We start from the raw sequence: 23697 nt of genomic DNA, 5'->3' as shown, positions 1-23697 counted from the left end.
GTCCGCTCCCTTACTTCGTGAGGCTGATGCCGGTGGGCTGGTGCGCTGGCAGCAGCACGGACGGGGTGCCCGCGGCCAGCGCGTCCAGGTCCGGCGGGGCGGCCGCGCGGGCCCGGACCAGCCGGCGGGTGTCGGCGAGGACGTCGACGAGCGTCTCGGTGTCGAGAGGAACGTCGACATCCGGCGGGACGGCGATCAGCACGGCCTGCGGTGCCCGCGACGCCGGCGCATCCACGTGGAAGGCGACCGTCGTCGTGTGGTCGGTGGCCGGGATGACCTCGCTGAACGAGTCCACCAGGCCGAGCGCGACGGGCCGGGCCGGGCCGGCGGCCGGGTCCAGCGCCCCGGCCGGGCCGAACGCCGCGAGCAGGTGGGTGTCCACCGGGGGTGCGTCGGCGTCGGCGTCGGGCCGGGGCTCGCGCTGCCATGGGTCGCCCGGCCGGTTCGTCCACGCGGCGAGCGGGCTGAGCCCCCGGACGTGCCTGCTGAGCTGGTACGCCTCGAACCGGGCCAGGTGCGCGCGGACGGGCGACACGACCTCGAGCCAGTACGGGTCGAGTGCGGCCGGCCCGGCGACGTCGGGGACCAGAGCGGTCGGTAGCTGGTCCAGCGGCAGCCGGGACAGGACGGGCAGGCGTCCTTCCGGCGAGACCAGTTCCGCCAGCGCGCTGGCCAGCGTCGCCGGCGCGAGCGCGGCCGCGGCGGCCGGCGAAGGTGCCTTCGCCAGTCGTTCGGACAGCGCCGCCGCTGCGCGGGCCACGAGTGTCGCGGTCGGTGCGCCGTCCGCGCGCAGCGGGGTGATACCCCAGCGGGCCGCGCCGACCAGTGCCGCCGTGTGGTCGGCGGGGTCGGCGGCGGCCGCCACCAGCCACGTCCGCAGGTCGTCGGCGAGCGCGTGCACGGCGCTGTACCTGCCGTGCAGCTCGGCCTGGACGCCTGCCTGCAGCGAAGCGAGCGCCGCCTCCGTGCCGGGCGCCGCCGGCCCACCGGTGACGAGATCCTCCGGCAGCACCGGGCGGCTGCCGAGGATGTCGGCCAGCCGCTGGGCCGCGGCCTGGGCGGGCAGGGCGGCCGGTTCGAGGCGGGCCGCTCCCTCGACGGCGGCGAGCGCGAGCTCGTACAGGTTCACGGCCGACAGCGACAGCGTGTCGACGGGCGTCAGACCGAGGTCGGCAAGGGTGACCGGGCCGAGTGGCTGGTCGGCGGTGTCGAGTGCCTCCCAGCGCCACGGGTCCGTGCCCGGCGCGCCGGTCTGGGCTTCGAGGAAGGCAGCGACGGCCGGCTCGGCCAGCACCCCGGGGCTGGTGAAGGCGTCCGGTGCCGGCGGGCCCGCGGCGGCGGGCAGCGCGGCCACGACGGTGGTGCGCGCGATGCGCCCGCCCCGCCGGGTGCGCAGCACCTCCAGCGTGGGGGGTGCGGCGAGCCCCGCGGCGGCCTCCATCGCCGTCGCCGCCGTCGCGCCGCGGCCGGAGACGACGTGGTGGACGGCCTCGGCGACCAGCAGGTCGCCATAGGTGTCCACGGCGTGCGCGAGCGGTGCCAGCGTGTCGAGCTGGGCCCCGGTGAGGCCCAGATCGGCCGGGTTCGTGACGTACCGGTCGAGGACCGCCTGGCCGTCGCAGACCCGGCGGCCGGTGTGTTCGACCCGGATCGGGAACTGCGCCCGGAGCCGTTCGACGTCGGCCTGGGCCGCCACCGCGCGCTCCACCGCGCGGCCGAGGACCTCGGTGAGGTGGCTGCCGAGCCGGACCTGCTCCGCCAGCTCCTCGACGAGCCGTACCCGGTCGCTGTCGACGTCCATCTGCCAGCGGGCGGGTTCCGCGTCGGACAGTGCGCGGTCGCGAAGCACCGCGGCGGTCAGCGCCTGCTCCATGGACGGCGCGTGCAGGTATTCGGCGGGTGGCGGGGGGGCCGCCGGGTCGCGGGGGCGGGGCGCGTCCACCCACCCGTAGGCGCCGAGCTGGAACCGCGCCGGCTCCGCCGCGGCCGTCAGCTCCCGCAGCCGCCGGGTCACCACCCCGGTGAGCCAGGGGTCGATCCGGTGCGAGGCCGTGTCGAGCGTCGCCCGCAGGACCCGTTCGACGACCGCCGGGTCCAGGCCCGGCAGCGCGCCGAGTGCCTCCCGCCCGATCCGGAACAGCAGGCTCGCCGGGTCGGAGCCCACCATCGCGTCGCTGAACTGGGAGGCCCACCTGGCCAGCCGGGTCGGCTCGGAGTCGGGGGCCTCGATCGGCTCCAGCGCGGGTCCGCTGGCCTCGACCGTGAACCGGACGACCTCGGCGGTGTCCACCAGGCGCGCGTGCAGCAACAGCCGGAACAGCAGGCTGTCGGGCATCGGCCGGAACACCTCGTCGAGGATCCGGGGGGAGGCGAGCTCCTTCGGTGGCACTTCGAGCAGGATCTCGAGCAGCTTGTCCAGTGTCCTGCCGTCGGTGAGGTTGGTCGGCACGACGAGTGGCAGCGTGAGGTCCTGCGGCTCGCCGAGCGTGGCGTAGCGCCGGGACGGTGACCGGTCCGCGATTTTCGTCGCGCGGACGGCGGTCTCGTCCCACCATTTCTGCAGCCGCGCCCAGGGCACGCCGTCCCCGTAGGCCCATTCGAGCAGGTAGAGCAGTTCCAGTGGCAGCGCCCACCGCCAGGCGTAGCCGCGGGAGGCCGGAACCCGGCCGATCAGGTCGAGCAGCCGCGCGGTGTCGGCGCCGACGATCGTGCCGGCCGCCTCGGCCGCCGTCGCGGCGACGTCGCGGGCGCCGAGCCCGACCCGCAGCACATGCTTCTCCACGGCCGGGTCGCCGGGCGCGGTGACCCAGCGGGAGGGCGCCGAGACCGGCAGCACGCCGTACGGCTGGTCCCCGATCCGGATCGGCGGTAACGGGCCCTCCGGGGCGAGGTGGTCGTAGGCCCATGCCCCGAGCTCGAGGCCCTTGCCGTCCAGCCACACGTCCTTGACCCAGTGGCCCCACAGGACCGACCAGAGGCTGCCGACCAGTGCCTGGTTGACCGGCCGGTGGTCGGTCTCGCCGCCGGGCAGTGGCCCGAGGGCGGAGTCCTTCCCGGTGAGCGCCGCGCTGACCGCCTCCGCGCCCGGCTGCGGCGGCGGCGCGGTGAGCAGGGTGCGCCACACCTCGGGGTCGCGGGCGAGATCCGCCGCCCGCGCGCCGTCCACACTGTTGGTGGCGGTTCCCAGCGCGGCGACGCCGAGGATGCCGGCGTCGCGGTGTGCGGCGAACAGGTCAGCGGGAGAGTCCTCGCCGAGGCCGACCACGTAGAGGACGTCGATGTCGTCGGGCCGGTCCGGCCCGAGGTCGACCGTGGTGCCGAGCTGGACCTGCTCGGCCTCCTTGAAGGACGTCCACCAGCGGGCCTGGCCGGTCTCCGGGTCGGGCGGGTCGAGCGCGAGCCGGTCACGGTCGACGGTGAGCTCGGCGATCCGGACCGGCGCGCCGCCGCCGCGGCCGAGCCACAGCTGCAGGGTCTTCGGCAGGCCGGCGACCCGGGCGAAGGTCAGCGGCTCGCTGGTCGCCGCGGGCCGGGTGATCCGCCAGCCACCGCCGGGGGCGGGCTCGGCGGGGAACGAGCGGGCCAGCCAGGCGCCGCGGGCGGCGCCGACCTGCGCGGCGAACGCCTGCCACTGTGCCCGGCCGTGCTCGGTGGCCAGGGCGTCGACACCGCCGTCCACCGCCTGCCACAGCGCCGCGACCGCGTCGAGCTCGCTGTCCAGCGGCAGCGGATTGTGCCGGTCGAGGCTGGCCGCGTCGGGCACAACCCGGACCTTGAGCCGCCAGCCGGCTCCCGGGGCGTCGGGTTCGGCGAACCGTGTCTCCAGCCGCAGTGGCAGCAGAACCCCGATGATCGGCGTGCTCACAGTGCTCCCGGAATCAGTGACGATCCGCGGACCATCACACGGTAGGGGTCGGCGTAGGCGGCGTCGGCGAACTCGGCGCCGTCGAGGTGAAGCAACGGGTCGGTGTACACGTGGCGCCGCGCTGGGGAGAGGCCCTCGTGGGGGCCGCTGAAGAACTGGACGCCGTGCGGCGGCTCCTCGAACACCACCCAGTGCTGCCCGCCGAGCGCCGGGTCGAGGTCGAACCCGAAGAAGACGATCTCGGGGGTGATCGAGCCCTGGAAGCTGGGGATGACGCGCTGGGCCAGGTCGGGCGCGGCGTCCCAGTCGGGCTCGCCGCCGGCGAGCGGCGCCGGGGTGAGGTAGACGACCGTGTGCGGGTAGCGGCGGAACAGCGGGGTCCGGGCGACGATGACGAGGTCGGCGCCGGCGACGGCCGGCGGCTGGTGGGTGCCGCTGCCCAGCGCCGAGCCGGTCGGCCACAGGTGGACGCCGTGGATGTCGTCCAGGAAGCTCTCGCCGTCCGGCGCCGCCCGGGACCAGAACTGGCGCAGGGGGGTGCTGCCCGCCCGCACCGCGATGTTGCGGAACCGCAGCTCGCCGAGGATCTGGGTGTTCAGCCCCAGCAGGTAGGCGTCGACGAACACCGGGTTCGTCGTCACGGCGACGACACGGTCGACCGGCATGGTGCCGGCACCGGGCAGCAGCCAGTCGGGATCGTGGTCGCGCAGCAGCTGCCAGGCGGGGATGTCGAGATCCGGGGACAGCTCCGGCGGGGTGAGCGGCTGGTCGTCGAGGCCGTCGATGGTGTCCAGCACACGGTCGACGACGACCGGGTGGTGCGCCGTCGGATCGACGGCGTCGGCGACGGCGTCCGCGAGCCGGTCGAGGTCGACGGGGTCGCAGGGGCGGTCGGGGCGCTCGGTCAGCACCTCGATGACGAGGTCGTCCAGCACCGGGGTGTCGTACCCGTCGTCGGGCCGTTCGGACAGCAGGGCACGCAGGGCGATCAGCAGGTCCTGCTCCGGGAGCGGACGGCCGTCGCGCGGTTCGAGGACGGTCAGCACATCGAACAGCGGGATCGGCCGGCCCGCCTCGACCCGGTCGAGGATCTGCCGCATGACCTGCTCGAAGAACCCGACGGTGGAAGCGCTGTAGGGGCTGCGGTCGAAGGCGCCGACAAGGTCGCGCAGCCGTCTGACCGGCACCCGGCCCGTCCCGGCGGCCGCTCGCAGCACCTTGTCGAGGTTGCGGACCCCGACGACGTCGCTGAGGTGGTCGCTGTGCGGCAGGCCGTCCGGCGCGCGGGGCGGCGGCTCGGCGCACCGGTTGGCCACCTCCAGCACGGCCCGCGGGTCGGTCGCGCCGTCGGCGGCGTGCCGGGTGCGCGCCGGGCCGGGGCGCAGGACCCGCCGCGCGGCCGCGGAGAAGATCGCGGGCGGCAGCGGGCGCGCCCCACCCGTCGCCCGGTCGAGCACGGTGCCGGTCTGCGTCTGCATGCCGCGCAGGGCCGGCCCGAGGACGACCAGGCGGCGGACCCGGTCCTGCGGCAGCCGGCGGTTCCACAACGCCGAGGCCGCGGCCAGCCCCGCCGTCAGCGCCCTGATCCGCTCGGACGCCGCGGCGAGCGCCCCGGCCTGGGCCACCGCGGCGTCCACGATCTTGTCCTGCTCGTCGATGCCCGCCTTCGCGCCGAGGCCGGCGACGGCCCGGTGCCTCGGGTCGCGGCGGAACTGCGCCGACCACAGCGCAAGCGTCGGGTCGGCCACCCAGGCGTCGCCGTACACCGGCAGCGAGACGACGGGGCGCCGCGCGTCGGCGGCCGGGTCGAGCACCGGTGCGGCGATCGTCTCCAGGTCGTCGCCGATCTCCACCGGGATGTCGACGTCCACGCTGTCGAGCGGCGCCAGCGCGCCGCGCACGATCGGCGCCTCCGGCCCTGGGCCGGGGGAGGGCGGCAGTGGGTAGGCCAGGGCCACCCGGCCGAGCGTGGCGTCGCCGGAGTGCGGCCGCAGCCGGGCCGCGAGGGTGGGGAAGTCACCCGCCGGCGCCGTCGTGAACTCCCAGGAGTAGAGCAGCGTCACGGTCACCCCGGGGGAGCCGTCGGCCCAGGCGGGCGTGCCGTTCGGCGTGAACGCGGGGACGATGACCGCGCGGTGGGCGGTGTTCCCGGCGAGCGGGCGCGGGGAGAGCAGCCGCGACACCAGCCGCTGGCCGGGATGGTCGACGTCGTCCTGCACATGGGCCCACCGGGGGGACTCGACGAGCCGGTGCGCCGCCAGGGCGCTGGCGCTGATCGCGACCGTTCCGCCGGGCTGCGGCACGATCTCCTCCGGCGTCCCGACGACCAGGACGAGCCAGGGGGCGAGCTGACGTCCCGCGGCGAGGCGCGGGGTGTACCGCCAGGGCAGGTCCGGGGCGCTGAACTCGACGTAGGCGCACTTGGTGTTCTCCGCCTCCGTCGACCCGGGCGCCGGGACGGCGCGCCGCACGGCCGCCGGCTTCAGGCCGCCGACGTCGCCGGGGCCGAGCAGGTCGAACACGACGCTCTCGGTGGCCGTGTCGCCCGGCCGCTCGGTGTTGTGCAACGTCAGCGGGACGCGCCCGGTGAGCCGGCCGGCCGGGGTGAGCGCCGGGGCGGCCACCGTCTCGAAGACGGTGGACCGGCGCCAGGCGTAGAAGTCCAGCCGCACAGCCATCAGATCGCTCCCAGGTCGACGAGATCGCGCTTGGCCGCGGCGACGCCGCCGGCGCGCCGGGCCCGCTGGTGGGCCTCGCTGACGGACAGGTCCTCGGCCAGCACCGCGCCACCGCGGTCGCGGACGGCGAACCGCTCCTCGCGCACCCCGAACGCCGGCGCCGTCGTGCGCACCTGGGACGGCGCGGTGCGCTCCAGGGCGGCGCGAAGCGTGACGGCGGCGAACGCGATCGCGAGCGCACCGGTGCTGGGCGGATTCGGCAGCCGGATCTCCACCACCGTCACGTCGCGCCGGATCGCCGTGGACGCCCCCGGGGCGCCGAGCCCGATCCTGATCCCCGCGTCGAGCCGGGAGAACGCGGGCCGGTTGAGCCGCTCCGCCTCGGTGAGGTTCGCGTACGAGCCGGGCGCGAACCAGTCCTGCACCGGGCCCGCGGCCCGCGGGGACTCCACGACGACCCGCTGCGGTGCCGCCAGCGGCACGCCGTCGAACCGGTCGAGGGTCAGGCCCAGCGGGGTGCGCTTCTGCGCCCAGCTCAGCCCCCCCAGCGGGGAGACCAGCGGATGGTCGCCGGCGGCCGCGGGCCGCCTGGCCTGGATGGCCTCGTTGTCGTCGCCGTCGAGCGCGGTCAGGTTGGCGGGCTCGGTGAGCTGCGGGCGCAGCGCCTGCACGACGCTGCTGACCGGCGGTGCGGCCGGCTGCCCGGAGCTGCCGAGCTGGATCCTGACGTCGGCGCAGATGTCGAACCAGAGGATCTCGAAGCAGGCCTTGCCGCTGACCGTGAACGGCCCGGGGCCGGACAGGGTGCCTTCGAGCCGGACCCCGGCGAGGTTCGTCGACTTCCAGCGCAGCCGCACCCCCGCGCTGATCGTGACCTCGAAGTGGAACGGGGTGAACTGGATGAGCGCGTCGAGGGCGAGGAAACCGATCAGGTTGAGCGGGCCGGCCTTGTAGCCGAGCTCCACCTGCCCGCCGAACTGCACCGTGTTCGAGGTGATGGCCAGGTAGGCCTCGGCGCGGAAGAACACCCCGCCCGGGAGCTTCCCCGGCTTGACGGTGAGCGCGAGCCGGGCGAGCTCCGGGAACTGCGCGGGCAGCGGGGTGAACCTCGGGTGGAAGCCACCGAAGCTCAGCAGCAGGTACGGATGGTCGCCCCAGGCGATCCGGAACGCCAGGTCGCCGGTGAGGTGGAAGATCTCCATCACCGAGGAGTTGATGAGGGTCGCGTCGACCTCGAGGATCCGCTTCGGGAAGTCGACGAACCCGACGATGTCGAACCGGATGTCGATCAGGTGCGGGCCGCCGGCCAGCGGCGGCAGCTGGGCGCGGGCGGAGCCCAGCAGCACGATGCGCCGCGGCCCGGGGAACTCGAAGAAGAGCCCGACGTCGAACCGGAACACCTTGTGCCCGGCGATGTTCAGCCAGCTGATCTGGATCGTCGGGCCGAACACGTGGGTGCCCGCGTTGCGCGGGAAGAGGTGGTCGAGGTCGTCGAGCAGGCGCGGCGCGTTGCGGATCGGATCCTCGGCGAACAGCACGTTGCCCGCGGCGCCGCTGGTGAGCTGCTCCCGCAGGGCGTCGGTGTCGGCCCGCCGGTTGATGCCGACCAGGCCGCCGAAACCGGAGATCTCGAAACCGAACCCGAGCGGGATGCCGGGGGAGAAGCGCACGCCCAGCACGACGATGACCGAGGTGGGGCGGTTCGCCGCACCCGGTTCGCCGGTCAGCTCGTGCAGGCCGAAGGCCGTCACCTCGAACGTGCCGACCTTGACGTGGATGACGCCGCCGAACCGCTCGTTCGGGCCGCCGGTGAAGTCGAGGTAGCCGCCCCCGGTGAAGGGGCCCGCGGAGATCTCCAGCCCGGCGCCGGTCGGCGGGAGGAGACCGACGTACTTCCTGGTGTCGTCCTCCGACCAGTAGCCCACCCAGCCGCCGAGCCCGTCGGCGACCAGGCTCACCGGGCCGAGATGGGTCGAGATGTGGAAGCGCACCTCGGCGCGGACGTCGAAGCTGTCCTCGGTGGCCCGCACCGGGACGTGGATGCGGATGCTGTGCAGCTTGAAGCCGACGGGGGCGTTCTTCCCGAACTCCGCGTCGATCCCGAGGGTGACGTCGAGGCCGCTGGACAGGCCCAGCACGACACCGCGGCCCTCGACGTAGGCGAGGTCGAGATCCAGGTCGAGCCGGATCCCGTCCCGGAAGACGGTGTCGGTCACCCCGAACGTGCGGAACCAGCGGTTGGTGAGCACCGCCGACAGGCCGTGCAGGAACAGGCCCACCTCGACGACCGGGTGGTCCTCGCGCAGTCGCAGGAACAGCCCGAGGTCACGGATCACCAGGCGGGTGTCGTACGGCGGGCCGAAGGCGATGTCGGGCGCGCCGGCGTCGAGCTCCCGGCCGAACGTGACCTCGACCGGGTCACCGGGCCCGGGCAGCCGGGCCGGGTCGAGGGCGAACTGGCGGAACGCCCCGTGCCAGGAGCCGTCGTAGCCGAAACCGCCGGTCAGGCCGGGCTCGACCCGCAGGTACCAGCCGCTGCCGAAGTCGTACTGCCAGCGGTCCTCCTCGGCCGCCAGCGCGAGCCACATCTCGAAGACCGTGCGGCGCTTCCCGCCGCCGAGGTCGTGGCGCTGCGAACGGATCGCCAGCGTGCCCGACAGGTCGGGTGTCAGGTCGGCGGCCCAGTCGAACATGTCGCGGGGGTTGGGCTGCGGGTCGGCGGGGTCGCCGATCGGGACGGTGATGGAGATCCAGCCCTCGGTGGCCTCGCGGAACACCCGCCACGGGCCGGGCTGCGCCGTCGGCGGCGCGGACAGGCCCGCGACGCGCAGATCGCCCCGGGTGAGCGCGAGCACGGTCTGCGGCGCCAGCAGCAGGAGCCCGACGATCACCGCGGGAAGGCGGCCGGTGCCGGGCAGGCCGACATCGGCGAGCAGCGCGTCCCACAGGCCCTCGTTGACGACCGTGCCCGGGTCGGTGACGAGCGCGCGCAGCTTCTGCCGGTCGACCCGGGCCAGGCCGTCCGGCGTATGGCTGATCACCCCGGTCAGCGCGAGGAAGGCAGCCGTGCGCGGCATCCGCTCGGTGAGGAAGCGGACGAACGCCTGCTCGGCCGGGTTGGGGCCGGCGAAGGCCCGGTCGGCCACGTCGGACGCGGTGTCCCGCCAGCTTTCCAGCGCCTGCATCCAGGCAACCGGGTCCGCCGCGTCGGTGACACCGCCGGCGCGGTCGGCGAGCTGCTCGATGGCGGCCCGGGCGCCGGCCGCGTCCGGTGGGCTCAGCGGGGGCAGCGCCGGGTTCGTGCCGTCCAGCGCCGAGCGCATGGCATCCGCGAAAGCCGCGGAGATCACCTCGATGAGTGACTTCTCGGCCATCAGACGAGCCGCACCTTCGTGACCGTCTGCTGGCGGGCGGCGGGGGATGGATGGTTGCCGACCGGCGAGACGATCAGGTGCCGCACCTCCAACGGAGTGGCTTCGAACTCCAGTAGCGACAGCTGCGGCAGCCCGACGAACATGCGCCCGATCCGGTGCAGGTCACCGGCACGCAGTGCCTTGAGCATCAGGTACGACCTGGCCGGGTCCCACGATGTCCACCCGGCCGGGGAGGGCGCGGCCGTCATGTCGGTCAGCAGCGGACCGGGGCCGGGCATGGCCTCGTCGTCCACCGGTGTCACCTCGAAGCGCCAGTCCTCGGGCCCCGGCGTCAGCCCGTAGGCGTCGGCGATCTCCTCGGACAGGACGGTGGGAGTCTCCTGCGCGGCCCGGAACACCCGGCCGAGGAACACGTCGGTGAACTCGTCGTAGGGCAGGTCCGCCCCCGGCGGCGGGGTGGCGAGCTGCGCCCGCTGCGGCAGGCCGAGGTTGGCGTAGCCGTTGAACGCCCGGTGCCGCTCCAGCCCCAGGCGCATGGCGAGGTCCCCGAACAGGTGCAGGACCATGGTCTTCACCTCCGCGTTTCGAGCCGCGCTGCTGGTGATCTGCGCCGCGCGCGTCGTCGTCCCGGCGCGGGTGTAGGTCAGTGCGGCGGTGCCGCTGAAATGGACGTCGCCGGACAGCACGACGAGCGGCCCCAGTGCGGTGAGCCGCCGCAGCAGCTCCTGGTGGTTGGCGGTCGCCGCGGACCAGGACTCGAAGTCGGCGAAGATCGACCCGCCGGGTATCAGGCTCGCCGCCGGCTGGATCAGGTGCTCGACCAGGTGGGTGCCGAGGATCGGCGCCGGTGCGACGACGAACGTGAGCGGGACCGGGGCGAGGCCGCCGGGCTCCGGCACCATGAGCGCCAGGGCGTCGAGGCTGATCCGCGCGGCCGGATGGTCGACGCGGTGGAACTCGCGGGCGGTGCGCTCGTCGAGGGCGAGCAGCCGGACGGGCCAGCCGTCGTCCGGGCCGAGGGTGAAGTCGTAGCGCAGCGTGCCGGGAGCCGTCAGGTCGCGCAGGACCGACGGTGGCGGCGGTGGCGGCCCGGCCGGAACACCGAGGAGCTGCCGCAGGGCCGGGGTGTCAGGGGAGGCGCCGGTATGGACGGCGGCGGCGAGGACGGCGGCCTCGGGGCTGCCGGCGGCGGTGAACCGCTCCGGGGTGTTGCCCCAGTGCTGGCACAGGACGTATGCGAGCAGCCCGTTGGTCACGATGCGGCTGGCGGCCGGGTCGGCGTAGACCGCCTCCGCCCACGGGTGGTCGAGGTTCCAGTCGTCGGTCACCTCGTGGTCGTCGGCCACCATGAGGATCGGCACGGTCGCCAGCACCTTGCGGACGGCGGGCAGCCCGGCGCGGAACAGCTCCACGGCCGCGCGCAGTTCGGCCCACGACGCCTCGTCGAGGCCGCTGTCCGCGGCGACGTCACCGGGCGCGACGTCCGCCCAGGCCGGCACGGTCGCCGGCCAGAGCGTGTCGGACCAGTAGAGCAGGTAGGTCGCCAGGAACTCGCCGAACCGCCAGAGATGGTCGCTCGCCGCCGAGGAGGTGAGGTGATAGGCCTCCGAGCGGGCCTGCCGCCCCCCGATCGCCGGCAGCGGCAGGAACGGCGCCGCGTCGTCGACGGCGACGAGGTCGGTGGCGATGCGGCGGATCCGCGGTACCAGCGGGGCTGGGACCTCGTCGGCGTAGATCTGGTCACCGGACATGACGAGCAGGTGCGGGCGGGCGGACGGTGTGCCCGCGGCGAGCCGCCCGGTGATGAGCTCCTCGGCCCCGGCCAGGCCGTCCCGGCCGTTGCCGTGGACCTTGCGGCAGGAGGTGTGCAGGATCGTCAGGTCGTCGAGGGAAGCGGGCGGGGCGGGGAACGCCGGTCGCCCGGTGCCGATCGAGACCTCGCCCCAGTTCGGTTCGGGCCAGCCGGGTGAGCTGATCCGGTACTCGTAGAGGTCACCCGCGGTGAACTGCCCGCCCGGTGCGGTGCCGGTGACGACCACGATCCACAGGCTGCCGCCGACCCTGACCGGTGTCGCGCTCCCCGCGGCGATCTCCGAGGCGGGCACCCCGGCTCGGCGGACATGCAGCGTGACCGGATCCGGCCGGCTCAGCGCCAGCCACACGGACACCTTCGTCCGGGTCACCCGGCGCAGCACGGGGCCCGCGATGATGCCTGGGAGAGCCGCGACCTGCAGCGGCACGTCGTCCATTTCTGACCCCTGTCCGGCAGGTCGCCGCGGCCGCGCCTTCCTGCGCTGTCGTCGGTGACGGCAGCGGGCCCGGATCCGACCTACGCATCAGAAACTGAGCATTCATTGCGGGGAATGTCCGCACCGGACTGTCCGATGCGGACCATGTGTAGCAGAAACGCAGGGCGATACCGTCGGATATCAATCTTCCGCATTTAACTGTTCACCATCGCGCAACGCTGACCCGGAAGCCTCGTCGGGCTTGTCCGATTCGACTGCCTTGTCCGACCGGTTCTATCCGCGCGTAACGACGGATCTCCTTCGCTGAAAACGGAGCGGAATGTTGACTCCGCCTACACTCGCGATCGTTGCTCGGTGCCCGTCGCGGCCCCGATGGTGCTCGCGGCACCTACCCCCTGAATCCAGCGGCAACTTTACCGCGCCGAACGGCCGGACCGCCGGGACTCCGGAATTTTTGTTCCTGAGCAGAGAACCCGGAAACCGGAATCAGGTTTCCGGGTGGGTGCGGTGTCAGGCACACGGCGGTTCAAAGCGCAGGCTCCCGAAGTGCTCACGCCATTCCCCCGTGGAGATCTGGTTCGCCGGGTCGGCGCAGGCGTTCCGGGCCAGCGCCGCGGGGTCGATGGTCCAGAGCCGGACCGATCCGTCCCCGCTGGCCGAGAGCACGGTCCGCCCGTCCGGCGTCAGCACGACCGCGTTCACCGCCTTCGTGTGCCCGCGCAGACCGGTCAGCGGGACGGGCCTGGCCGGCGACGAGACGTCGGTCAGCCGGACGATGTCGTCCTCGCCCGCGGTGGCGAGGATCCCGCCGTCCTGGTCGAAGCCGACGCTGGTCACCCCGCCCAGGCCGCCGGCGGTCGAGCCGAGGTCGACCGCCTCTGCCGAGCGGAGCCCCCACAGCTGCACCGAGCCGTCGATACCGCCGGCGGCGAGTGCCGAACCATCGGGGGAGAAGGCGACAGCCTGCAGCGTCCGCCCGCCACCGCCGCCGCCACTTTCACCGCCGCGCAGTGCGGGTCGCGCCGTGGGGCGCGCGGGATCCGTGGCGTCCCACAGCCGCACGGTGCCGTCGTTGCCGCCGAAGGCAAGCAACCGGCCGCGCGGCGAGAACGCGACCGCTCGGATCCCGGCGGTGGCGCCGTCAGCCGCCCAGGCCCGGGTGGGATTCGACGGATCAGCCACCGTCCACAACGCGATCTGCCCGTCGTCCCCGCCGGAGGCGAGGACCTGGCCATCCGGGGCGAAGGCGATCGAGCGAACCCTGTCCTGGTGGAACCTCATGGTGGCCAGCGCCTTCGGCCGTGCCGGGTTCGCCAGATCCCACAAGCGGACCTGACCGTTACCGACACCGGCCGCGAGCACGCTTCCGTTCGGATGGAACGCGACCGAATACACCCAGTCGCCGACGTTCGTGATGGTGCCGGCATGGGTGAGGCCGGCCGGGTCGGCACCGCCGCCGACAGCCCACAACTCGATCGTCCCGGCCTCCGTCCCGGCCGCTAGCAGTCGGCCGTCCGGGCGCAGCGCGGCGCTCAGCACCCGGCTGCCGAGCGGGACGGCCAGCGGATCGAGATCCGCGGCGAACAGGCCGATCATTGCGGATCGGGTGGCCGGCGAGTCCGGCGACGCCTGGTAGCTCGCCAGCGCGAGTCGGCGGGCAAGCGGGCGGTTCTCGACCTGCAGGCGCAGCGTTCTGGCCGCGACCTGCGCGGGGGTGTCCGCCGGTGGCGACTCGCCGCTCCTGGACAGCGCGACGAGCACAGCCGCGGCGACGACCACGGCGAGGATGGCCGCGAGCGCTCTCGCCCCGCGGGGCCCGATCCCGGCCCGCCCGGCCCGCCCGGTGGGTTTCCCGCCCGGCTTCGGCCGCTCGGACTTCCGCCGCTCCGGCTCTCGCCGCTCGGGGCCGGTGCCCACGGGCGGCGTCGACGGGATGACGGTCGGATGGGTCTCGACGATCTCAGCCACGGCGGGCTCAGCCGCGGCGGGACGAGCGGGGATCGCTGGCTCCGGGTCAGCGGAGTCCGGCGGGACCATCACTGTCGCCGCGGTCGACGTGGACGTGTGGGCCGGCGGGGACAGTGAGTGCGTCACTGCGTCCACGGGGGTCGCCGCCGTGCCGGGCGTCCGCGGGGTGACCGGCTCGATCAGCACCGTCACCTCCGCGAGCGGCGGCCCCACAGGTGGCTCGGACTCGGTGTGGCGCAGGTCGAGCAGGCGGGCGTAGAGCTGCTCGGCGGTGGGCCGCTCCTGCGGATTCTTGCGCATCGCGTCCTCGACGAGCGGGCGCAGGGAATCCTCGAATCCGTCCAGCGCCGGTTCGTCGTTGACCACCCGGCGCAGCAGCGTGGCGGCCGGGCCGGTGCCGAACGGATGATGGCCGGTCGCGGCGTAGACGAGCACCCCGCCCCAGGCGAACACGTCCGCCGCGGGGGTGATCAGGCCGCTGCGGGCCTGTTCGGGTGCCATGAACGCGGGTGTGCCCACCGCCTGGTCCCGGCTGGAGAAGACGGCCGTGTCGAGCGCGCGGGCGATGCCGAAGTCGATGACCTTCGGACCGAGCCTGGACAGCACGATGTTGCCCGGCTTGAGGTCCCGGTGCACGATTCCCGCCCGGTGGATCGCCATCAGCGCGGTGGCCATGCTCGCGGCGAGCAGATGCAGCTCCGAGTGGCTGAGTGGCCCGCGCGCACGTACCGACCCGGCCAGGGTCGGCCCGTCCACGAACTCCGTGACCAGGTACGGGACGTCCCCGGTGACGTCGACGTCCAGAACCGCGGCCGTGCAGAACCGGGCGACCCGCCGGGCACTGTCCGCCTCCTGCTTGAGCCGGTCCCGGAACTCCGGCCGGGAGGCCAGATCGGTGCGGATGAGCTTGACGGCCACCTGGCGGCCGGCGGGGTCCACACCCAGGTGGACGGTGCCCATTCCGCCCGCCCCGAGGCGCCGCACCAACCGGTACCGGCCGACCTCGGCCGGGTCGGCAGGCGGGTCCGGGGAGGCGGATGAGCTCATCGTCATCCGTCGCGGCCGGCCGTGCTCGGGGCGACGGCCGGCAGGCCGGGTATCCGCCAGCGCCGGGGCGCCGCCTGCTGGTGGACAGCCAGGCCTCCGGCCGCGAGGCAGAAAAGCAGCAGCAGGGACGAGACGGAGACGCTGCTGTCGGCCGAGACCAGCATCATGTCGACCCCGGCCTGAAGCCGAACGCCACAGTCGGCGACGACCTGCCGGTGGCCCGGCCGGAAGCTGGCGAAACGCACGACCGTCTCGAAGCGGCCGTCCTGGTCGGCGACGGTGCGCCCGACGAGCTCACCGCCCGCGGTCAGCATCGTCTCACCGCCTGGTGAGCAGCCGGCGCCCTGAGCGTAGAGAGGGTCACCAGCGGACAACACGTAGCGGTCGAAGCGCAGCTCGCCGGGTTCCGGTTCGCGTGCCACCGGCACACCACGCGCCGGCTGCGGAGCGCCCGCCCTCGCGATCGGGGTGCAGACACCCAGCACCCGCACGCTCCCCGCCCGGCAGGCCACCGTCTCGACCGGTTCGGCGCATCTCCCGCCGAGCGGCACGGTGACTCCGCCCGGGCAGAAGGTGCGCCCCGGCGGGCAGTCGGCGGTGCTCGGCGCGGACGAGCCGTCCCAACAGGCGACGGACGTCCGCCTGGTCGCGGCAGGCCTGGGACACTGCTCCCCGACCGCCACGCTGACCGGGCTGTCGGGGCACTGGACACGCTGGACCGGGCAGGTGGCGGACGTCGGTGCCCAGGAACCGTCGGCGCAGCGCACCCACGGCGTGCCGTTCCCGGTACCGCTGCCGTTCCCGGTGCCGGTGCCGCCCGCTGGGCCCGTGCCGCCGCCGGAACCGGAACCGGAACCCGAACTGGGACCGGAACTGGGACCGGGACCGGATCCCGACCCGCTGGTGCCCGTGCTCCCGTCCGTCCCGCTCGTCCCGCTGGTGGCGGTGCCCGTCCCGCCCACACCGCCTCCCGTGCCGGGATCGGGGATGCCGTTCCCCGGCCCGTTGCCCGTGGTGGCGCCGCCGTCCGGCTCGCCGCCGGACGTGCTCCCGGTACCGCGGGTCGGGCTCCCGGCCGGCGGGCAGGACGCCGCGCGCTGCGCACCGTAGCCCCGGCCGGAACCCGGACATGCCGACGAGCGTGTCGGCGCGGGCCGCTGCGTCGGCGTCGGCATCCGTGTCGGCGTGGCCTTGGTCGTTCGTGTCGGTGTGGCCTTGGTCGTCCGTGTTGCGCGCGACGTCGGTGGTGGCGCCTGTGTCGCCCGTGCCGCCGGGGTTGTGGACGTGGCCCGGGTCGTCGTCGCCGGCTTTGTGGACGGTGCCCGGGTCGTTGTCGCGGGCTTCGTCGACGGTGCCCGGGTCGCCGGTCCTGCCGATGTCGCGGGTGCGGCCCGTGTCGACGGCGCGGTCGAGGCGGCCTGCGACCTCCGCGTGGCCGGGGACGTGCGCGTGGCCGGGGACGTGCGTGCGGGTGGAGACGTGTGTGCAGGTGGGGTTGTGCGCGCGGGCGGGGTGGCATCGCCGGACGTGTCGTGGCGAGCCTGCGTGTCCGCGGTGGCAGCGGTCGCCACCGGCGCAGGCGATGGCGGTGGCGGCGACGGCCGTGGGGTGGACGCGGCCACGGGCTCGGGCTCGGCGGTGGTGCCCGAGGACTCGGACCCGGCTGCCGGGCTCTCGGCGGCTGCCGCCACGGCTGTTGCCAGTGAGCCGCCTGCCAGGGCGGTGATCAGCAGCGCCGCGAGCGCGAGCAGCGGAAACCGCTGACGCCGCCGCCGTGCCGCCATACGCGCGACAACGGTCCTTCTCCAGCCCAACATCGGCCTGCCCCCAGATCGCCTGCCTGCCCGTGACGCGCGCCGACGGTGGCGTGGCGCCGGTCACCAACGAAATGCCCGCCATCGGCTTTCTCTGTCACCACCCGAGGGTGGAATTCAACGGTGACCTGCAGTGGAAAGGTGCGACGCTGCCAGCCATTGCACTGCCGGTTCATTGCGCCGCTACCTGCCGGCGTGCCTGCGTACCCTCCGGCCGTCGGCCGGAGCGCGTCAACCTGTTTTCCAGCGTAACATCGGAGTTGGTGACCACCCGGTCCATGGGGGAGATGTGATTTCCGGATCGCGTGAACCGAAAGCAACATCAAAATGGCGTGTGCTGGCATTTGTTGTGGTGTTCGTGACAAGCCTCGGCGTGTTTCCTGCTGCTGCCGCCCGGGCGGGCGGAGACAATACCGCACGGCTGTCCGTCACCATCGATGGTCAGCCCCTCGATGGTGACGTCGTGCTGGACCTGTCGGCCGCCACGCAGCTCGTGGTGGGTGTCGAGAATCTCGGCGGCTCGGCCCTGGAGATCGATTCCGTGCGCCTGCGCGGAGCGGTCCTGGGGCTCACGTTCTTCGACTACGACACACGGGTCCGAACCACCGTGCCCGCCCGCGGCGAGGCCACCTGGACGGTGGACCTCGACCTGCGTGACCTCGCCGGCCGGGCGAGCGGCCTGATGCCGATCCGGGTGGAGATCCGCGACGGCGACCTGGCCGTGGCAGCCGTGCGGGACGGCCGCGCGCGGATCCACGGGTCGCTGTTGTCGACCTACGGCCTGTTCGGCCTGGGCCTGCTGATGCTGGCGGCGCTGCTCGCCGCCGCCGCGGTTCTCTCGCTGGGGCGGAACCCGTTGCCGGCGCCGTCGTCCCGACGCGGCCTGCGTTTCGTTCCCGCTGGCTGCGTCGGTGGGCTGTTCGGTGTCTTCGCGCTGTCGGCGCTGCGCCTGGTGACGCCTTCACCGCCGACCGACTTCGCGATCACCCTCGGCGCAACTCTGATCGTCTTCGGAATCGGCCGGCAGTTGCCCGCGGCCCGACCGCGCCGGGCCGACGAGAAATCGGCGCCGGCAGCGCCGACGGCGTCCTCGTGACCGCACCACCGCGCGCGGCCGTGTTCCGCGGCCGGCATCTCGTCAGCGTTTGTTGACGAATCCGGCGTCCACCGGGAGGGGCACGCCGGTGACATAGCGGGCGTGGTCGGAGGCGAGCCACAGGACGGCCTCGGAGATGTCCGAGCACTCCAGCATCGCCACCGGCAGGGCATGCGGATTCACCATGTTCGGGTCGCTCCGCAGAAACCCGAGCATCATGTCGTTCATCACCATCGGCGTGCCCACACCGCTCGGATGCACGGTGTTGACGCGGATTCGGTGCGGTGCCAGGGCGTTGGCCCAGGTCCGCATCAGGCCCACCAGCCCGTGTTTCGACGCCGTGTAGCCGAGGACCCCCGGCGTGTCGACGGACATCCCGGTGAGGCCGGCCGTCGAGCTGGTGATGACGATGGAACCGCCCGCACCCCGCTCGACCATGGCGGGCGCCGCGGCCCGGACGGTGTTGTAGGTGCCGGTGAGGTTGACGTCCAGCACGTCGCGCCATTCGTTCCCGCTGCCGGCGCCTGCGGCGGAGAACGGAGCGATACCGGCGTTGGCGACCACGATGTCGACCGGCCCCAGCGCCGCCACACCGGCGTCGAGGGCCGCCTGTAAGGCGACCGGATCACGGACGTCGGCCACCGCCGCGTGAATACCGCCGCCGAGGGCCTCGACCTGGCGCACCGTCTCCTTCAGGTCGTCCGGGGTGGCCAGTGGATAGCCGACCGAATCGATATCCGCGCAGATGTCGACGGCAATGATGTCGGCACCTTCCTGGGCGAGCCGCACCGCGTGCGAGCGGCCCTGCCCGCGGGCCGCGCCGGTGATGAAGGCGACCTTGCCGGCAAGAATCATGGGAGCCTCCTGGCCCTGGAACAGGTGACGGCGACGCGTAACGCGTAACGGTCGACGCGCGACTGTCAACGGGTGACGGCAACGTGGAACCAGAGAACGGCGCAACTCGACAGAACGCCGGACCGGGAACTTCGGGTAGCCCGGTCTGACGTCCGGTCAGCGTAGTGCCTTTCACGGTTGTACGTCGCCGCCAGAAGCCGGCGCGGTCGCTGTGTCCAGGGCCAGGAATGGAAGGGCGCGGTGATCAGACCAGGGCGCCCCAGGGGCCGGTGATGACGAGGGTGAGGCCCGGGTACTGGAGGTTGACGAACAGATGGCGGCCGTCGGCGGTGAAACGCGGGCCGGCGAGCTCGCTGGCGCCGATCGCGCCGGGCTCCGGGAAGTCCTCGGCCTCCCAGTAGTGCAGGTCCAGCGGCGCGATCACCTTCGCCAGGTCGACGATCCGTCCGGAGGCGGTGAGCAGCCGCAGGTAGTTGTCGCCGCCGTCCTCATCCTCACCGTCACCGTCCTCGGTCATCAGGACGCCGCCGTGCGGGCCGACGGTGACGCCGTCCGGCTGGTTGAGGACGCCTGCGCTCTTCGACTCGTACAGCAGGGTGAGGACGCCGGTGTCGCGGCCGGTCGGCTGATAGCGCCACACCTGGCCCTGGCCGGCGTCGCCGGACTCCGACGCGACGAAGGTCAGCGCCCCGCGCGCCCATTCGGCGCCTTCGAGGCCGATGAACCGGGCACCGCCGCGGGCCCGGCCCTGGCTGTAGACGGAGCCGGGGAACGACTCCGCATCGGACGGATCCGGATTCGCGATGTCGACCCAGGTCACCGGCAGCTTCTGGCCGACGCGCTGGCCGGTCTCGGTGTCGTACGTCGGCTCGCCGCGTACGGCGAGTATCTGCAGCCGCCCGCCGGCGGCGAGCTTGCCGGGCCGGGCCGGCAGGAAGCGGTAGAGGCCGTCGCCCGGGTCGCCGTTGTCCTCGGTCAGGTAGACGACGCCGGTCGCCGGGTCGACGGGCGCGCACTCGTGCTCGAACCGGCCCATCGCCCGCAGCGGCACCGGGTCGACCGGCCCGCGGGCGTTCGCCGGGACCTCGAAGACGTAGCCGTGCGGCTTCTCGTAGCCGGCGTCGATCCCGTCGACCGTCTCCTCGCAGGACAGCCAGCTTCCCCACGGCGTCGGCGAGCCGTTGCAGTTCACCAGGGTCCCGTTCAGGACCAGGAAGCTCTCACGCAGCCGACCGGCCGCCAGGTCGTAACGTGACGAGGTGACACCGGCAGGCGCCGCCCGGTCGTAGGCCGCCTTCCTGCCGATGCTGCGCTGGGTGATGCCGGGCAGGTCCGTGTCGATCTCGTGGTTGCGCAGCAGCACGACCGTGTCCCGGCCGGCGGCGAAGAGCGCCTGCCCGTCGTGGGCGAGCGGGGTGGCCAGGCCGTCCGACATCCGGCTGCCCGCCGCGCCGAAGGATCGGTAGCTGAAGCCCGGTGGCAGCGCCAGCTCCGGGCCCGCCTTGCGCAGCGCTCCGAACCCGGCCGAACCCGAGCCGGTGCCGCCCGAGGCCGTTCCGCCGCTCGTGCCCGCGCCCGCGCCGGCGCCAGAGGTGCTGCCGGCCCAGGCCGCCTGACCGAGGCCGGGTGCGAGGCCCGCACCGAGCAGGCCGAGACCCGTCGCGGTGATCAGCTGCCTACGTGTCGTGGCCATGGGCCCCCCGTTTTCGTGTTCTCGCAGATGGCGCGTTTGGGACGAACGGATCGTAGTGAGGGACGCAAGGACCCCGGGCGGCGGCTCGATGTCTCGCGGGTAGCTATCCAGCAAACACCCGGCCACTTGCCGGAGGGCGGGACCCTTCGTGCGGCGCCGGCAATTCATCTCAAGAGAGACAAGAGGGGCGCAGGTTCGTTTGGTAGTCGGCAAGAGTTGAGGATTTTGGCTGTCGGAACGACCAAGATCCTCAACTCTTGCTCGGTAGCAGCCAAGGTTCGAAGCTCGGGATTCTGCTACGGGCTCCGGAATCCGGGACGGTCGCGATCCTCAACTCCTGCCTGTCAGCACATCCGGACGGCGAACCTCGTCCCACACTTCCCGCTCGACCGGTGGGGTGTGCCGACCGCACGACCGCACGACCGCACGACCGGACGCACCCGCCTCGATGAGGCCACCGAGGGCACACCGGGGCCGGGACAGGCGAATCCCGGCTTGGTTACGCTGGCCAAGGGGCCCGACCGACTGCAGGACCCGACTGAGGGAGGTCCGCCATCACCGCGGAGATGATCGCCCCGGCCTGGATGCACCAGCAGATCACGGCGGCGCAGTATGGCTCCTGGTCCGAGGAGCAGTGCGCGGGCATCGAGATCGTGGACGGGATGGTCGTCGTGAGTCCCAGTGCCTCCAGACGTCACAACCGGCTGGTCAGGCTCATCACGAACGCGCTGGACACGGCCGGAGGGCCGGGCTGGAAGGCTGACAGCGACTTTGATCTGCGGCTCCAGGACGTGCCGCTGACCAACCGCCGGCCGGATGTCGTTGTGTACCGCGCCGACACCCTCGACATCATGCCGGCCCGCCCCGAGCATGTGCTGCTGGTCGCGGAGGTGGTCTCGCCGGGCTCCGAGTCGACGGACAGATTCGTCAAGGCCGGAGAGTACGCGCGAGCAGACATCACCTACTACTGGCGCATCGAGCAGCCCGCCGGCGGGGTTCCGCTCGTCTACGCACACATCCTTGATCCGGCCGCGGGAACCTACCGGGATGCCGGCGTCTGGGCGGGCGTCGTCGAGGCGGTCGCCCCCTTCCAGGTCACGATCGACCTCACCCGGCTGTAGCACGGTCCCAGCCACCGGAGGTCGGGTCGTCGTTGCCAGGCCCGCGGCGCCTGTGGCGGTGCCGCCGCCCACGCCCGCGGTGCCGCCAGCCCAGGCCGCCTGACCGAGGCCGGGCGCGAGGGGCCACTGCGCCGCACTCGCTGTGCCGGCGGGGACGGGACAACTCGGCGCCTGCTTTGACGCGTTGAAAATCGACGCCCGAATACCGTGCCCGGGAATATCGAATCCCCCGGAGAGGGACGTCTCCGGGGCTGGAGATGGCAGTTACCGCAGCCACTCCGAACCCGCGCCCGGCGACCTGGCCAGCTCCTGGTAGGGGCACAAGGCCATTCCTATCCGGTGATAGCTCCGTTACGCGAGCGTTGACGATCTTTATTTCACCTCATACGGTTGGCGACATAGGTCGTGGGTCGATTCATCGTCTTCTCTCGGCGTTTTCGTGGTCGTCGGAGAGATGCGGGTCGACTCCCTCGAACCAAGAAGGAGGATCGAGCTCGTGACAGCGGAAAATATAGACAGCGGATCGCTGACCAGGGCCGACGCCATCGAAACAGAAATCATGTCGACTGGTTCCGGGAGTGACACGAATCCGGTGCGGCAGGCCGTTGCGCAGCTGGCCGATCCAGAATTCCGCGCGGATCCGTACTCGCGATACCGCGTGCTGCGGGAAGCCGGGCCCTTTCACTCGACCTCATACGGGATGAACCTGGCCACACGGTACGCCGACTGCGCCGCGGTGCTGTCAAGCCCCAACTGGGGTCACGACAACCAGGCGGCCAGACTGCATCCCACGAGGGCCGCAGACGAGTTCCCCGCGGTCTTCCTGTGGATGGAACCCCCCGACCACACCCGGCTTCGTGGTCTGGTCTCCAAGGCCTTCACCCCCCGCCGGGTCGCGGCCCTGCGACCGCGGATCCAGGCCCTGGCAGCCGCGCTGGTGGACGACATGCTCGCGGCCGGTACGTCCGACCTGATCAGCGCGATGGCCTATCCACTGCCGCTCACCATCATCTGCGAGATCCTCGGCGTGCCCGCGGAGGATCATCCGGTGATTCAGCGCTGGTCGCACATGCTCGCCAGGGCCCTGGATCCCGACGCGACACTTCCCGCGGCGGCGCTCGCCGACCGGAACACCGCGATTCCCGAGTTCCTGGGCTACTTCCTGAACCTCGTGCGCCGCGAGCGCCTCGACCCGGGACCGAGCATCCTGGGCGCACTGGTGCAGGTCGAGGAGAAGGGCGAGAAACTCACCGAGAGCGAGTTGCTGGGAACCTGTATCCTGCTCGTCGTCGCTGGCCATGAAACAACCGTGAACCAGATCGGGAATGGGATGCTAGCCCTGTTGCGGCACCCTGACCAGGTCGCCGACCTGCGCATCCGACGGGATCTCATGCCCAGCGCCGTCAACGAGCTTCTCCGCTACGACGCGCCTGTTCAGATGGTCAACAGATTCGCCAAGGAACGGGTAACGGTGGGGGGCCGCGTCTTCGAGGCAGGTGAAGGCGTCACCGTGCTGATCGCCTCCGCGAACCGTGACGGGAGCGCTTTTCCGGAGCCGGACCGGCTGGATCTCACCCGTTACCAGAACACACCCGGAACCGCACCGGCGAACAGGCACCTGTCGTTCAGCCTCGGTCACCACTACTGTCTCGGCACGCCGTTGGCACTCCTGGAGATGGAGGTTCTCCTGGGCGAGGTCCTCGACCGTGTCACGGTCCTGGATCTGTGCACGGATACGCCGTCCTACAAGCCGGACCAGCTCGTCCGCGGGCTGGCGGAGCTGCCGGTCTCCTTCCGCGCCTGATGGCGGAACGCCGACGCCGGCGGGTAGATCGGCGCCGGCACGGGGTGTGCTCAGCCATCCGCCGTGGCGGCGGGACGCTCTCCATGGATCCGACGCGCCGTGAAAGGATCGGATCGTCCCCTGGCGACGTCCG

The 23697-nt window shown here is 72.9% G+C and carries 13 protein-coding genes; 5 read left to right on the top strand and 8 right to left on the bottom strand.

Annotation, left to right across the window (positions count from 1 at the left end; translation table 11 throughout):
- Positions 1-10: 10 nt before the first annotated feature.
- From ACG83_RS28125 to ACG83_RS28100, 6 genes are all read right to left on the bottom strand, one after another.
- On the bottom strand, positions 11-3865 hold the full coding sequence (locus tag ACG83_RS28125) for a hypothetical protein (RefSeq protein ID WP_054569276.1): 3855 nt from the start codon (positions 3863-3865) through the stop codon (positions 11-13).
- Positions 3862-6543, bottom strand: coding sequence for a hypothetical protein (locus tag ACG83_RS28120; protein ID WP_054569275.1), 2682 nt, complete (start codon positions 6541-6543; stop codon positions 3862-3864). Before ACG83_RS28120 ends, ACG83_RS28125 begins: the two co-directional genes overlap by 4 nt.
- The gene (locus tag ACG83_RS28115) at positions 6543-9917 is read right to left on the bottom strand and encodes a DUF6603 domain-containing protein (protein WP_054569274.1); all 3375 of its coding nucleotides are present in this window, start codon (positions 9915-9917) and stop codon (positions 6543-6545) included. The genes ACG83_RS28120 and ACG83_RS28115 overlap by 1 nt, the downstream gene beginning before the upstream one ends.
- Positions 9917-12166, bottom strand: a complete 2250-nt coding sequence (locus tag ACG83_RS28110) for a hypothetical protein (protein ID WP_054569273.1) — start codon at positions 12164-12166, stop codon at positions 9917-9919. The genes ACG83_RS28115 and ACG83_RS28110 overlap by 1 nt, the downstream gene beginning before the upstream one ends.
- 510 nt (positions 12167-12676) lie before the next feature.
- Positions 12677-15181: a WD40 repeat domain-containing serine/threonine protein kinase gene (locus ACG83_RS28105; protein ID WP_369812926.1), complete on the bottom strand. Its 2505-nt coding sequence runs from the start codon at positions 15179-15181 to the stop codon at positions 12677-12679.
- A 2-nt stretch (positions 15182-15183) separates the two neighbouring features.
- Entirely contained in the window at positions 15184-15603 is a 420-nt protein-coding gene (locus tag ACG83_RS28100; RefSeq protein WP_235498237.1) for a hypothetical protein, read from the bottom strand.
- A gap of 46 nt (positions 15604-15649) precedes the next feature.
- Between ACG83_RS28100 and ACG83_RS28095 the strand changes: the two genes are divergently transcribed.
- The 3 genes from ACG83_RS28095 to ACG83_RS28085 all read left to right on the top strand — a co-directional run bounded on the left by ACG83_RS28095 (position 15650) and on the right by ACG83_RS28085 (position 18091).
- On the top strand, positions 15650-16291 hold the full coding sequence (locus ACG83_RS28095) for a hypothetical protein (protein ID WP_054569271.1): 642 nt from the start codon (positions 15650-15652) through the stop codon (positions 16289-16291).
- A 105-nt stretch (positions 16292-16396) separates the two neighbouring features.
- On the top strand, positions 16397-16945 hold the full coding sequence (locus ACG83_RS28090; protein ID WP_152991534.1) for a hypothetical protein: 549 nt from the start codon (positions 16397-16399) through the stop codon (positions 16943-16945).
- 408 nt (positions 16946-17353) lie between these two features.
- Positions 17354-18091, top strand: coding sequence for a hypothetical protein (locus tag ACG83_RS28085; RefSeq protein WP_235498236.1), 738 nt, complete (start codon positions 17354-17356; stop codon positions 18089-18091).
- A 42-nt stretch (positions 18092-18133) separates the two neighbouring features.
- On the opposite strand, the gene ACG83_RS28080 is transcribed toward ACG83_RS28085, so the two are convergent.
- Positions 18134-18946 (bottom strand): mycofactocin-coupled SDR family oxidoreductase, encoded by an 813-nt coding sequence (locus ACG83_RS28080; RefSeq protein ID WP_054569268.1) that lies wholly within the window; start codon positions 18944-18946, stop codon positions 18134-18136.
- Positions 18947-19190: 244 nt separating this feature from the next.
- A complete protein-coding gene (locus ACG83_RS28075; protein ID WP_054569267.1) occupies positions 19191-20639 on the bottom strand; it encodes an alkaline phosphatase PhoX in 1449 nt (482 codons plus the stop codon).
- A 566-nt stretch (positions 20640-21205) separates the two neighbouring features.
- On the opposite strand from ACG83_RS28075, the gene ACG83_RS28070 reads away from it, so the two are divergent.
- Together ACG83_RS28070 and ACG83_RS28065 are read left to right on the top strand one after the other, a co-directional pair.
- Positions 21206-21760, top strand: coding sequence for a Uma2 family endonuclease (locus ACG83_RS28070; protein WP_054569266.1), 555 nt, complete (start codon positions 21206-21208; stop codon positions 21758-21760).
- 496 nt (positions 21761-22256) lie between these two features.
- The gene (locus ACG83_RS28065) at positions 22257-23564 is read left to right on the top strand and encodes a cytochrome P450 (protein WP_369812925.1); all 1308 of its coding nucleotides are present in this window, start codon (positions 22257-22259) and stop codon (positions 23562-23564) included.
- The last annotated feature ends 133 nt before the right edge of the window (positions 23565-23697 follow it).

Origin of the sequence: Frankia sp. R43 (assembly GCF_001306465.1) — a bacterium.
In the GTDB taxonomy this organism is placed as follows: domain Bacteria; phylum Actinomycetota; class Actinomycetes; order Frankiales; family Frankiaceae; genus Parafrankia; species Parafrankia irregularis.
Note: the sequence above shows the minus strand (reverse complement) of the source record. Positions and strands in the feature narration are given on the sequence as shown.

What these genes read in the sequence shown, in the direction of transcription:
- ACG83_RS28120 (WP_054569275.1), bottom strand. Translation starts at nt 6,543, where the DNA reads ATGGCTGTGCGGCTGGACTTCTACGCCTGGCGCCGGTCCACCGTCTTC.
- ACG83_RS28115 (WP_054569274.1), bottom strand. Translation starts at nt 9,917, where the DNA reads ATGGCCGAGAAGTCACTCATCGAGGTGATCTCCGCGGCTTTCGCGGAT.
- ACG83_RS28110 (WP_054569273.1), bottom strand. Translation starts at nt 12,166, where the DNA reads ATGGACGACGTGCCGCTGCAGGTCGCGGCTCTCCCAGGCATCATCGCG.
- ACG83_RS28105 (WP_369812926.1), bottom strand. Translation starts at nt 15,181, where the DNA reads ATGAGCTCATCCGCCTCCCCGGACCCGCCTGCCGACCCGGCCGAGGTC.
- ACG83_RS28080 (WP_054569268.1), bottom strand. Translation starts at nt 18,946, where the DNA reads ATGATTCTTGCCGGCAAGGTCGCCTTCATCACCGGCGCGGCCCGCGGG.
- ACG83_RS28075 (WP_054569267.1), bottom strand. Translation starts at nt 20,639, where the DNA reads ATGGCCACGACACGTAGGCAGCTGATCACCGCGACGGGTCTCGGCCTG.
- ACG83_RS28070 (WP_054569266.1), top strand. Translation starts at nt 21,206, where the DNA reads ATGATCGCCCCGGCCTGGATGCACCAGCAGATCACGGCGGCGCAGTAT.